The organism is Pristimantibacillus sp. Z349TD_6 (assembly GCF_056173205.1).
In genome coordinates this window covers 2,130,611-2,143,885 of record NZ_CM149662.1, presented here as the reverse complement: position 1 = coordinate 2,143,885, position 13,275 = coordinate 2,130,611, and the positions used below count along the sequence as shown (strand labels likewise).

11 protein-coding genes are annotated in these 13,275 nt (G+C 46.2%); all 11 read right to left on the bottom strand.

Going from position 1 to position 13,275, the window contains the following annotated elements; genetic code table 11:
* Positions 1-3: 3 nt before the first annotated feature.
* Positions 4-1,572 (bottom strand): uroporphyrinogen-III C-methyltransferase, encoded by a 1,569-nt coding sequence (gene cobA, locus AC0VYE_RS09205; protein ID WP_475447375.1) that lies wholly within the window; start codon positions 1,570-1,572, stop codon positions 4-6.
* A gap of 5 nt (positions 1,573-1,577) precedes the next feature.
* Positions 1,578-2,549 carry a hydroxymethylbilane synthase gene (gene hemC, locus AC0VYE_RS09200; protein WP_339207845.1) on the bottom strand — a complete coding sequence of 324 codons (972 nt, stop codon included), beginning with the start codon at positions 2,547-2,549 and terminating at the stop codon, positions 1,578-1,580.
* Positions 2,549-3,193, bottom strand: coding sequence for a precorrin-2 dehydrogenase/sirohydrochlorin ferrochelatase family protein (locus AC0VYE_RS09195; RefSeq protein WP_475447373.1), 645 nt, complete (start codon positions 3,191-3,193; stop codon positions 2,549-2,551). The genes hemC and AC0VYE_RS09195 overlap by 1 nt, the downstream gene beginning before the upstream one ends.
* Positions 3,194-3,224: 31 nt before the next feature.
* Positions 3,225-4,037 (bottom strand): cytochrome C assembly family protein, encoded by an 813-nt coding sequence (locus AC0VYE_RS09190; RefSeq protein WP_076271657.1) that lies wholly within the window; start codon positions 4,035-4,037, stop codon positions 3,225-3,227.
* A 22-nt stretch (positions 4,038-4,059) separates the two neighbouring features.
* The gene (gene hemA, locus AC0VYE_RS09185) at positions 4,060-5,442 is read right to left on the bottom strand and encodes a glutamyl-tRNA reductase (RefSeq protein WP_076271656.1); all 1,383 of its coding nucleotides are present in this window, start codon (positions 5,440-5,442) and stop codon (positions 4,060-4,062) included.
* 199 nt (positions 5,443-5,641) lie between these two features.
* A complete protein-coding gene (speD, locus tag AC0VYE_RS09180) occupies positions 5,642-6,040 on the bottom strand; it encodes an adenosylmethionine decarboxylase (RefSeq protein WP_054027216.1) in 399 nt (132 codons plus the stop codon).
* Between the two features lie 281 nt (positions 6,041-6,321).
* Positions 6,322-7,005 carry a YjgB family protein gene (locus AC0VYE_RS09175; protein ID WP_076271655.1) on the bottom strand — a complete coding sequence of 228 codons (684 nt, stop codon included), beginning with the start codon at positions 7,003-7,005 and terminating at the stop codon, positions 6,322-6,324.
* A gap of 169 nt (positions 7,006-7,174) precedes the next feature.
* Entirely contained in the window at positions 7,175-7,765 is a 591-nt protein-coding gene (locus AC0VYE_RS09170; RefSeq protein ID WP_339207840.1) for a non-ribosomal peptide synthetase module, read from the bottom strand.
* 212 nt (positions 7,766-7,977) lie between these two features.
* Positions 7,978-8,565 (bottom strand): ribosome biogenesis GTP-binding protein YihA/YsxC, encoded by a 588-nt coding sequence (yihA, locus tag AC0VYE_RS09165; protein ID WP_076271653.1) that lies wholly within the window; start codon positions 8,563-8,565, stop codon positions 7,978-7,980.
* The gene (lon, locus tag AC0VYE_RS09160; RefSeq protein WP_076271652.1) at positions 8,562-10,931 is read right to left on the bottom strand and encodes an endopeptidase La; all 2,370 of its coding nucleotides are present in this window, start codon (positions 10,929-10,931) and stop codon (positions 8,562-8,564) included. The genes yihA and lon overlap by 4 nt, the downstream gene beginning before the upstream one ends.
* Positions 10,932-10,968: 37 nt before the next feature.
* The gene (lonB, locus tag AC0VYE_RS09155) at positions 10,969-12,672 is read right to left on the bottom strand and encodes an ATP-dependent protease LonB (RefSeq protein WP_339207835.1); all 1,704 of its coding nucleotides are present in this window, start codon (positions 12,670-12,672) and stop codon (positions 10,969-10,971) included.
* Positions 12,673-13,275: the final 603 nt, after the last annotated feature.

Below are 13,275 nucleotides of genomic sequence, written 5' to 3'. Positions count from 1 at the left end.
CACTTAGTATTCCTCCTCGACTAGCTTAGCAAGTTGTTTTTGCTGATAATCAACGATTGCTTTAAGCATACTATCCAGCGTTGAATCTTCTGGCTCAATAGCAACCTTCAAGCCTGCTTCTACTGCAGTCTTCGTTGTAAGCGGGCCAATACTCGCAATCGGAATGTCCGCTAATAGTTGTACTGGATCTGATATGCCCTTGCGTCTCAATACCTCAAGCAAATTGGTCACCGTTGATGAACTAGTGAATGTAATCATGTGAATTTCTTTCTCGCGAATCCATTCGAGGGCAAGCTCGTCCTGCTCATCGACAATAACCGTTTCATAAACATCGATTTCCGTTGGCACAAGTCCTATTGCCTTCAGTTCACGGGGCAATACCTCGCGTGCAAGATCTCCTCGAGGCAGCAGCACTCGTTCTCCGGCCTTCAGCTGCGGCGCCAGCTTGTCCAGCAAGCCTTCCGCATGGAACTTTACAGGCAGCTCATCAACTACTAAGCCGCGCTTTGCAAGCGCCTCAGCTGTCTTAGGACCAACTGCTGCAATTCTCGCACCAAAAAATCTCCTAATATCGATATTAAATTTACGCAGCCATTCAAAAAAGTACTCCACGCCGTTTACGCTCGTAAACATCAGCCACTCATATTGTTCTGCCTGCTCCAACTGTTCCTTTAAGTTAGCTACAACAACGGGGTCCGTTGGTTCAATCGTTTCAATAACTGGAAACTCGCAAGGCTCCCCGCCAAGCGTTTCAATCTGTTCAGCTAGCTCGCTTGCCTGTGCTCTAGCTCGTGTAACGAGTATACGCAAGCCAAATAGCGGCTTGTTCTCATACCATTTCAGCTTCTCTCTCTGCAGTACAACGTCGCCTACCACAATGACAGCAGGTGGCTGAAAATTCGCTGCTTTGACAATCCCCTCAATGGTTTCCAGCGTGCCAACAATGGTACGCTGTTCAACTCTCGTTCCCCAGCGAATAAGCGCAACTGGCGTTTGCGGCGGCTTGCCGTGCTTCATGAGCTGATCAGAAATATATCCTATTTTGGCGACACCCATTAGAAAAATAAGGGTTCCCGTAGCATTCGTAACTTTATCCCAATGAATGGAGCGGTCAAGCTTATCCGGACTCTCATGACCCGTAATAATGGACAAGGATGATGCCATATCACGATGTGTGACTGGAATGCCCGCGTAAGCGGGAACTGCGATTGCCGAGGTAATGCCTGGCACGATTTCGAACTCGATTCCGTTATCATAAAGAAGCTCGGCTTCTTCTCCAACTCGTCCAAAAATCGTAGGATCTCCGCCTTTCAGACGTGTAACGATCTTGCCTTGCAGCGCCAAATCGACAAGAAGCTGGTTGATTTCCTCCTGCTTCATCGTATGACGGTCCGGCAGCTTGCCGACGTAGATTCTCTCCGCTCCCGGCTTCACGTACCGGAGCAATCTCGGGCTTGCCAAGCGATCGTAAACGACAACCTCACATTCCTCCAAGCATTGCAGTCCGCGCACCGTAATCAGCTTCGGATCTCCCGGTCCGGCGCCAACTAAGTATACCTTCCCCTTGTCCAAGCCCGTCATCCCCCAATTTCAGCTAAAATACGGTCTGCGCCGCGTGCAATGAGCGCATCCGCAACATCACGGCCAAGCTGTTCAGGATCAATCCCCTTCATCACTTCTTTCAGCAGCGTTGCTCCATCCGGCGATCCGACCATGCCCGTCAGGATAAGCTCATGTTTCCCGCTTTGGCCCGGGAGCTCATCACCTAATGTGCAATATGCGCCTATCGGCACCTGACATCCACCATTCAGTGAACCGAGGAAGCTTCGCTCAGCTCGTACCGTAACCTCGGTTTCATCATCGTTAAGAAGGGAAAGCAGCTCTCGAACTTGTTCATCATTCTCGCGGCATTCAATGCCAAGTGCGCCTTGTCCTACAGCAGGCAAGCATACATCAACAGGAATGTTCGCAGATATGCGATCTTCCCATCCCATGCGCTTCAGTCCAGCTGCAGCAAGTACAACCGCATCGAATCCTTCGGTTTCTAATTTGCGAATACGGGAATCTATATTGCCCCTTATGGACTCAAGCTGAAGATCAGGTCTCGCGTTTTTAAGCTGGCAGGATCTGCGCAGGCTGCTCGTTCCCACTCTCGCGCCTAGAGGCAATTCAGACAATCCGCCGCCTTCACGAGTGATAAGGCAATCTCTAGGATCGACGCGTCTTGGAATTGCTCCATTTATTAACCCTTCCGGAAGCTCATAAGGCATGTCCTTCATGCTGTGAACGGCCAAATCAATTACACCATCTGCAAGTGCTTGTTCAATTTCCTTAACGAACAGCCCTTTTCCACCTACTTTAGACAGCGTAACATCAAGTATGCGATCACCTTTTGTTACTATTTTTTTTACTTCAAACTTATAATCAAACCCATGCTTCTCACTTATGCGTGTCAGTTCATCGATCACTTGTCCCGTTTGTGTAAGCGCAAGTGCGCTTTGCCTTGTTCCTACCACGATAATTCGTTGTCCTTGGTTAGTTGTTGCCATTATGTAAGCCCCCTGTCTATCCGATGAAGCAGGCTTTGCAGCCATTCATCCATATCAATATTGATCCGCTTTAGCGTCGCTGCCTCTTCGGCCGCAAGCTTCAGCACGGATTGTCTCTCCTGTTCATCAAGCAAGCTGTTTAACACTTTCTCCCGAAAGCGTCGCAATACTATCGTTATTTCTTCGTATTCCGGGCCATAAAGCGCTGCAAGCTCTTTCTTTATTTGCTGAGACAACGCCGGGCTTGCGCCTGAAGCAGTAACCGCCAGCAGCAAATCTCCACGCCTGACAATCGAAGGTGAAATAAACGAGCCTTTGTCCGCATCATCCACCGCATTTACTAAAATGCCAAGCTGATCGGCCGCAGCCGCAATCTCCGCATTTAAACGTTTATCGTTTGTTGCCGCAAACACTAACGATGCTCCCGCAAGATCGCCATCATTGTACTCTCGCTGGAACCAGCGGATTTTCCCTTCGGAAGCCAAACTCACGATTTGAGGAGTTAATGACGGGCTGATGACCCATATTTTATCCGCTCCAGCAGCCAGCAGCCCTTGCAGCTTTCGCTGTGCCACGCTTCCGCCGCCGATAATAACGCAGCGTCTGCCTATAAGCTGCATGAAAATTGGATATAAACCATTCATTGCCGTCCTTGCCTCCAGCAGTCAATTCTCGTTAATGAAAGGAGGAGAAATAATTAGTAAACAAATTCAGAAGCAGCAAACCAAACGAAATAATATAAAAGCGGGCCAATTGCAATCCGGGACGTTTGAGCATCGCTCTCTGGTACACATAAATAATGTACATAACCAAGGTTCCAAAGGAAGACAGTACCTTCCAGTCAATCAACAACGCAAACCGTCTTTCGACAAGTATGGACGTCACCGCAATCGCAAGCGACATTGCAAACAATGGAACGCCAACAATGACTGCTCGATCTCCATAACGCTCAATCATATCGAGGCTTGGCAATCTGCGCACAAAGTTTGACCAGCGCTTTCGTTTTAGCTGATTATGCAAAAACAAATACATGCCGGCGAACAAAGCGCCTATGGTTAATGCAGCATACGCAAGCAAAACAAGACTGATATGAATGTATAATAGCTCTCTTGTTGTTTCCCAAACTTTAAGCGACTCGCCATTTCCAGGGTCACTATACAGGTTAAGCGCCAACACCGCAAAACCAACAACATTTACAAAAAACACAATGAAATCAATTTTAATAAATCGACTGATCACTAGCGAAATGGTAACTAAAAGCCAAGAAAAGCCTAACCAGTATTCAAAGGTTGATACTTCCGTCATTTGCAAATGAGATACGATGCGAGTAACAAGGTAACCAGTCTGTAATACCCAAACAAAAATAAGCAGCCCTGTACCCATCCGTTTCGCTCTCCGACTTGCATTCATGAAGTCGGAGAAATAAAACAGCAGGCTCAGGGCGTAAATATAAAGTATCGCATCATATAAAAAGTTTTGCGTCTCCATAGCTCCTCCACCTAGCAGCCCTCTACCTTGTAATAGGTGCTAATACCGCCGCAGCTGCATGGGGTTGAACATTTTTCTTTTTTGCAGCAGCGACAGTATCTGTTGCCGCTTCAAGCTCCGCTTGACGCGCTTTAGCAAGATCTTCCTCGAGTGCAAACAGCTTAACGAACATATCCATCGCTTCGTCTGCCCGCTTCTCGCCAGCCATTTCTTTAATTCGTAAAATAGGATCCTGCATCATTTGGTTAACGATGCTTTTTGTAAGCTTACGGATTACTTTAAGCTCATGCTCGCCGAGATCAGGCAATTTATTCGTCAAGCTGTTCATCGTTTCCTCGTGAATGCCTGCTGCTTTGGATTGCAAAGTTCGAATAAGGGGAACAACGCCAAGCGTTTTGTACCATTGCTCGAACACTTCAATTTCTTCGGTAATCATCGCTTCAATTTTGGCAGCCTCTTGACGCCTATGCGCGAGATTGCTTTCCACGATGCCCTCTAAATCATCAATATCATACAAGAATACATTATCAACGGCAGCAATCGAAGGGTCCAAATCACGCGGTACCGCAATATCAATCATAAAGAGCGGCTTCGCTTTTCTACGCTGCATAGCTTCTGCAACCTGTTTGCGCGTTAACACGTATTCTTTCGAGCCAGTGGAGCTGATAATAATGTCTGCTTCATGAAGCTTATCTACCGCTTCTTCCATCGACCATGCGATTCCATTAAACTTGTCTGCCAGCTGTGTTGCCCGCTCATAGGTGCGATTTACAACAACGACGCGATCTGCGCCATTCGTGTACAGATGCTTGGCAGTCAGTTCGCCCGTTTCACCCGCACCAATGACCATAACCGTTTTTTTGTTGAATTGTCCGAAAATCCGTTTCCCAAGCTCAACGGCAGCATAGCTCACAGAAACAGCAGATTCGCCAATCGACGTTTCGGAATGGGCACGCTTGGCCATCGTAACCGCCTGTTTAAACAGCATATTAAAAACTGTACCTGTCGTCTTCTGCTGCTGCGCGAGCTGAAAAGCTGTTTTTACTTGTCCCAAAATTTGGGTCTCGCCGATGACCATGGAATCAAGTCCGCTCGTTACACGGAATAAATGATCAATCGCCTTCTCGTCCTCATACATATATAAATGGTTGGTGAAGTTCTGCCTAGGCAGCTTAAACCACTTCTCCATAAAGCTTCGAATGTAATGCCCGCATAGATGGTGCCTATCTACAACTGCATAAAGCTCCGTCCGATTGCAGGTCGCTACTATGACACATTCCATTATGCTTTGTGTCTGAATGAGCTGTATTAATGCTTCCGGCAAATCCCGTTCTGCGAACGCAAATTGTTCTCTTACTTCTACGGGAGCCGTTCGGTAATTCAGTCCTACTGCGATAATGTGCATGCGCGGTCACCTGCCTCCTTCTCTTTAAGCGATCAAGCATTGATGTTATCGATAATTATAGCATAGTAAAACATTCAGATAATGTTCATTTATGAATAATATTTGAAAAGTACAGACTCATTATTCCCTTTTACTACAAAGAAATAACCATGGATACCATCCATGGTTATTTCGCTATGAGCAATAAGTTTTAAAGCTCTTAAACGAGCTCAGTTTGTTTCATTTTTGGCTCTTCTACTTGCAGTTCGCCCATACCGCGTACAAGCTTCTTCGCATACGTCGCTTTTGGCTTCAGTACAGCGAGCATGTAGTCGATCGCAAGCTGAGGATCTACAGTTTCGCCGCAAGTATAACAATCAAGCGCAGCAAAACCTCTCTCAGGATACGTATGAATCGAGAGGTGACTCTCCGACAGCAGCACGAGCACAGTTGCGCCTTGAGGATCGAATTGTTTGGCTTGAACCGACAATACAGTAGCACCACAAGCCTCTGCAGCCTCTACCATGTGTGATTGCAAAAATTCAGCGCTGTTCAGTAGATCAAAGTCTACACCCCAAGTATCAACAGCAACGTGTCTTCCGAAAGTTGAGTATTCCATCTTCCGGTTCCCCCTTCCTAGGAATAAAATGTTTGAAAAATTTCATCCGCTAGGACCTACGTCATTCACTTCTCGAGGGATTAATCTCTCGCAACATAACAATGTCCTGAGTGAATCCTGGTTCCTATTATTAACATCAACAATCTTTTCAACGAGAATAAAAATAACATCTATCCGGGATAATTGCAATACTTTTTTTCTAAAGGATGGAAATAACCTTTCATTGCCAGCCCCGTTTTCAATGTATGACGTTGAAGCTTATCTCGCAATGGGCTGTGCGATCATCCCGCCATATTATTTTTTGCGTCCTGCGGACTGTATACAGAGATGTGATCCACCTTGCCGGTTGCTTCAGCCAAAATAAATTTAAGCTGATATTGTTTATTGACCTCATACGTATAAATGTCATCCGTACCGTTAACCGTTTTTTCATCAGCAGACCCAAGCGCAATCTCTATGTCTTTCAATGTAATGCCTTGAAGCTTTTTCGAATAAGATCTTACATCATAAACAAGCATGCCTTTGTTGTATCCAAATGTAATCCCTTTATCTTTGTAGGCAGCATACATCCCTTTCCCAGCGGATTCGTTGGTATCAGGCTTGCCCCATTTTTTCTCTATATCATCATATAATGCGATATGAGCTGCATAATCAGAGCCTGGAACTTTGCCTTCCTTCGCAAGCGCATAGACTGAGCTGATCGTTTCTCCGGCCTCAGAGCCGCTAGACGGCTCCTCAGCGCCATTGCCGCCTGGTTGCTCATTAGGCTGTTCAGAAGGCGGGACGCTTGGCCTCGTGTCCGGTGAGGCCGGTGTACTTGTCTCTGGCTGATTGCTCGGCATCGCTGTTGCCGGCGGCGGCACTTGATCTGCTCCTGTATCCTTATTGCTGCACGCTGTTAAAGATAATGCGATCGCAAATGATATTCCGATAGCAAATTGTTTAAATCGTTTGGTTTGATTCATTCCTATTCATCTCCTTGTTGTATAAAAAACTAAGATGCTATCCACTCGCCTTACCCTGATACTAACTGTTTAAACACGCAAAATGTTGCAAATTTCATAGATGCAATATTTTGAAAACAAAAAAAGAGGCTGCGAAAGCAGCCTCTTTAATCAAGATTTCCTAAATGGTTTAAGCTTCAAGGATGAAGAGCTTGCGAGTCAGATCGGTTAAACGCTCATCGATTTTGCTAATTTCTTCAGCATCCTTCGTTTGGTTGCGAAGATCTAGCAATTCATTGACTGCATTGCTTAACAATCCGATTTCCCGCTCGATCAAACGACTTTGGAACACACGCTCCAGTTGGCCAAGTGTATCCTTGAATTCGAATACAATGCGCTCCCCTGTGCTCGAGCTTTCGACAATTTGGTGAACGGAACCATTCTTATAATGATAGATCATCGTATAATGACTGTAGATTCGGTTGACGATCGCGTTGCCACGGAAAGCTGAAAGAGCTTTTCGCATAGCATTGGTCAGCCTCGGTTGCACAAGACGGCAAGATAATACGCACACGTAATAGTCTTGTTGACGTTCAAAGGTCAGTCGGACTTCTTCCCTCCCTGCTACATCTTCGAGAACGAGCTCCTGATTCCCATTGTCAAGCACCAACACCTGAAGGTGTATTTGTTGCTCTTCAAATGAACGGATAAACTCAGCCATCTCTTCATTCGTCAATTGCAGTTTGGCATTTACATACTCTGTGGCTAGCCGCTTAGCCATAAAAATCTCCTCAATTCTTTGAACTTGCACGCTTTGGTCTTTAACTTTGGTCTTGTTGCTTAAGTATATTATACGTGATCTTATCATTTTATTCCTGTCGTTCATCCCCGATATTCTCGCATATTCCACAAAATAACGGAAGAATTCACGAGGAAAGCCGACTATTTCACTAAATCCTCTGCTTTATAGAATAACTTGCTGGTCTTGCTACCTCATGTAGCAATCGCTTCGGTTATGATGTCCCATAGTTGCTCGCGTCCAAGCCCTAATTCAGACGAGAATAATACGACGGAATCGCTTGGGTCGACTTCAAGCGTTTTTTTGATCATTTTAATATGCTTGTCCCATTTCGACTTCGGAATTTTATCCGCCTTGGTCGCAACGACGCATGTCGGGATTTCATAATGCTTCAACCATTTGTACATTTGCTGATCGAGCAAAGACGGCTCATGACGAATATCGATGACCAGCAGCTGAAGCTTAAGCGGCTCACGGTCACGGATATAACGTTCGATCATTTCGCCAAACTGCAAGCGCTGAGTTTTCGAAACCTTAGCATAGCCATACCCCGGAAAATCAACCAAATAAATAAGGTCATTCACGCGGTAGTAATTAAGCTGCTGCGTTTTGCCGGGCTGCGAGCTCGTTCTAGCTAAGTTTTTGCGTAAAATAAGTTTATTAATCAATGAAGATTTTCCGACATTCGAACGCCCTGCCAGAGCTATCTCTGGCAAGGCGTCCTCTGGGTATTGATGTGGTTTTACTGCGCTGATGATGAATTCTGCTTGTGTAATTTTCATAAAATCGTTGTACCTGCTTTCTCTTCCGTTTGAACCGGAAGCAACGCATGCTGCAGCACTTCATCCATATGACTGACAGGAAAAAATTGCATATCATGTCGTACGCTATCGGGAATATCCCCTAGATCCCGTTCATTTTCTTTCGGCAACAATATTTTGCGAATGCCTGCACGATGTGCTGCCAGCGATTTTTCCTTCAAACCGCCAATCGGAAGCACGCGGCCTCTGAGCGTAATTTCGCCCGTCATCGCTACTTCCTTATCCACATAGCGGTTTGTAAGCGCGGAGATAAGCGCAGTTGCAATCGTAATGCCGGCTGATGGACCATCCTTTGGAATCGCACCCTCTGGAATATGAATATGAATATCATTTTTCTCATGAAAGCTTGGGTCAATGCCCAGCTCAATCGCTTTCGAGCGTGTATAACTGAATGCCGCTTGAGCAGATTCCTTCATGACATCACCTAGTTTACCAGTTAACGTTAGTTTTCCGCTACCCGGCATTACTGTGACTTCAATGACAAGCGTATCTCCACCTACCTCAGTCCACGCAAGACCAGTCACCGCTCCGATCTGATTCTCGCTCTCAGCAAGGCCATAACGGAACTTCGATGGCCCCAGCAATTCCTTGAGCTCCTCACTCGTAACTTCAAATGGCTCGGTGGATTCCGTTTGCTCATTTGCAACAAATCGTTTCGCTGCCTTACGGCACACTGCTGCAATTTGCTGCTCTAGATTACGAACACCGGATTCTCTCGTATATTCCCTAATCAGCTGGAGCAATACGTCTTCCGAGACAATGAGCTGCTCCTCGGTCAAGCCATGTTCCTTTTTCTGCTTCGGCAATAGGTAACGATTTCCGATTTGCAGTTTCTCAAGCTCCGTATATCCTGGAATATACAAGACCTCCATCCGATCAAGCAGCGGACGAGGAATATTGTGCATCGCATTCGCGGTCGTTACGAACATCACATTAGATAGATCAAATGGCACTTCTACATAATGATCGCTGAACGTGTTGTTTTGTTCCGGATCGAGCACTTCTAGAAGTGCTGAAGCTGGATCTCCACGGAAATCCATCGCCATTTTGTCAATCTCATCCAGCAAAAATACAGGGTTTGAAGAACCTGCTGTCTTCATGCCTTGAATAATTCTTCCTGGCATAGCGCCTACATAAGTCCGCCTGTGACCGCGGATCTCCGCTTCATCTCGCACCCCGCCAAGCGAGATACGCACAAACTTACGACCAAGCGACTTGGCAATTGAACGGGCAAGCGAGGTTTTACCAACACCCGGCGGGCCTACCAAGCATAGGATTGGACCCTTTAGCTGCTTGACAAGCTTCTGAACCGCCAAATATTCAAGCACCCGCTCTTTCGGCTTTTCTAGGCCATAATGGTCATCATTAAGAATCGCTTCGGCTTTGCTCAAGCTCAAATCATCTTCGGTCGTTTTGCTCCAAGGCAAAGAAAGCAGCCAATCGATATAATTGCGAATAACGCCGCCTTCTGCAGAGGTGGACGGCATTTTCTCGAGTCGATCAATTTCCTTCTCGATCTTCTCTTTCACGAGATCAGGCACGCCTGCCTCGGCCAGCTGCGCACGCAGCTCCTCGACCTCGCCAGCACGGCCTTCCTTCTCGCCGAGCTCCTTCTGGATCGCCTTCATTTGCTCGCGCAAATAATATTCCTTTTGCGTCTTTTCCATCTGTTTCTTGACGCGTTGGTTTATTTTGCGCTCGAGCTCCAGCACTTCACGCTCGTTGTTTAAGATGTCGAGCAGCTTCTCTAGTCGAGCTCCGACATCTACGGTTTCAAGAATATCCTGCTTATCCTTGATTTTCAGCGAAAGATGGCTTGTAATGACATCCGCAAGGCGGCCCGGATCATCAATGTCGGAAACCGCCGCGTAGGTTTCAGGCGTAACCTTCTTCGATAATGAAATATAATGCTCGAATTGGTTTAAGACCGAGCGCATAAGCGCATCGACTTCAGGATCATCCGTCTCCTGCTCCGGCAATTCTTTTACAGATACTTCATAAAACTCGTCGTTCGGCAAATAGTCCAAAATCTCAGCACGCGATACGCCTTCCACCAGCACACGGATCGTGCCGTTAGGCAGCTTCAGCATTTGCCTTACTTTTGCTATGGTGCCAACTTTATATATATCTTCCTCAGTCGGCTCCTCAATGTTCACTTCAGACTGTGAACAAAGCAATATCATATGATCTTCGACCATCGAGCGTTCTAACGCTCGAACCGATTTGTCCCTACCCACATCAAGGTGGAGCACCATGCTGGGATAAACGAGTAGCCCTCTAAGCGGAAGCAAGGGCAGCCGACGACCTTTCGATTTACTAGGTCCCACACCAGCACCTCCAATTGTTAACGTCTACCCTAGTTTATCATTCTACGGAATCAGCCTGCAAATACGGAACGGCTGAAGCGATAAAAAGATCGGTTCCAAGCGGAGCTTCGACCCGCACAGGGGACACTTCAGTATCTGGGAACACAAACTTGAACACTTCTTCCACCTTTTCGACAGGAATGACCTTAAGACCTTCCAAGTCTGCAAAAATCGCTTGCCAGTTCTCCCTTGGGATAATGACTGTTTTAGCACCAGCTTGGAAAGCTGCCTCAACTTTAGCTAATACGCCGCCAACTGGTTTTACGTTTCCATGTATGCCAACTTCACCTGTCATAGCCAGTTTATTGTCAATTGGTATGCCTTTAATTGCTGATGTAATAGCTGTTGCCATCGCAATACCGGCAGAAGGGCCATCAATCGGCGTACCGCCAGGGAAGTTGATATGCAAGTCAAAGTCCTGAGGATTAAGCCCGATACGTCTCAAAACCGTAATTACGTTTTCGACTGAGCCCTTTGCCATACTTTTTCTTCTTAGCGTCCGCGATCCTCCGCCAAGCTCCTCCTCGTCTACAACGCCTGTAATTGTAAACAAACCTTTGCCAGAAGCAGCAGGAATTGCGCTTACTTCGATTTCGAGCAGCGTGCCCATATTCGGACCATATACAGCAAGGCCATTTACGAAACCGATTTGCGGTGCATCCGGCACCTTGCGATCAGGACGCGGTGGAATTTGACTGCTGTTCACAACCCATTCAATATCGCCCGCAGCGATGCTGTCCCTTTTTTCGGATAGAGCAACACCCGCGGCAAGCTGAATGACGTTAACCGCCTCACGTCCGTTCGTCGCATATCGCTTGACGACATCGATCGCTTCAGGACAAGGTGCAAAGCCGATTTTTTTCACTGCGTTTTCAGCCACTAAGCCAATTTCCTCAGCAAGCAGCGGACGAAAAAACACCTCCATACAGCGCGAACGGATAGCTGGCGGAATTTCCTGCGGCGACCGCGTTGTTGCACCGACTAGACGGAAATCAGCAGGCAGGCCGTTTTGGAAAATATCATGAATATACACTGGTATATTCGAATCCTCAGAATTATAATACGCGCTTTCCAGAAACACTTTACGATCTTCCAGTACTTTTAACAATTTATTCATTTGAATCGGATGCAATTCACCTATTTCGTCAATAAACAAGATCCCGCCATGCGCCTTCGTCACAGCACCTGGCTTAGGTTGAGGGATACCTGCTACACCCATCGCACCTGCACCTTGATAAATAGGATCATGAACCGAGCCGATTAGCGGATCAGCTATTCCGCGCTCATCAAACCTAGCGGTTGTCGCATCGATCTCTGTAAATTTCGCTTCAGGCAAAAACGGCGAGGATGGATTTTTTTTGGCTTCCTCCAGCACGACACGCGCCGCAGCGGTCTTCCCGACACCTGGAGGGCCATAAATGATAACATGCTGAGGGTTTGCGCTGCACAGCGCCGCCTTCAAGGCACGCAGACCGTCACGCTGACCAACGATGTCCTGCATCGCCTGCGGCCTTGTCTTCTCTGATAGAGGCTTCGTAAGCGATACACTCCTAAGCTTTCTGAGCTTGTCCATCTCCTTGCGAGACTCGCGATCAACGGCCGAGCGGTTCGTCTTCTGATTGCGCAGCAAATTCCAGAAATACAAGCCGATAACAACTGCAAAAAACACTTGAATCAACATTAATACAACACTTAAACTCATTAGTAATCCGCTCCTTTCAAGCGTAAACGGCTGTAGCCGATGAAATAGTGTAAGCTCGTTTCGCGTAGAAATATAAGATTCTTATGAAAATAATCAGCTATTTTCATCCTTATATTTCAAGCGTAAACAGCTGTAGCCGATGAAATAGTGTAGGCTCGTTTCACGTAGAAATATAAGATTCTTATGGAAATGATCAGCTATTTTCATTCTTATATTTCAAGCGTAAACGGCTGCAGCCATTTGAATAGTAACGATCATTTCCGCAGGAATATAATCCTTAAATGGAAATAATAATTAAATATCTTGCTTCATTTTCATACCTTTCTAGCTCATCATGCAACTACAAGAAGGCTTAAGAGAAGAACTTAGACCTGCTTCGTTGATTTCAATGTACATAGCTAACCTTAATAAACATGCGTATAAAATAGTATTGCCTCTACGATGTGGTAATAACCGTTAATGCTGTTATTTTTCACAAGCAATTCTCTTTATTTTGAATCCTCGGCTTGGGAAAGGGGAAATTACTTTAGCGAAGCTCGTCACTTTGAGGAATATCCTATTATCACGAAATGAATAAAGTTCAATATAAACCTAACATCACAT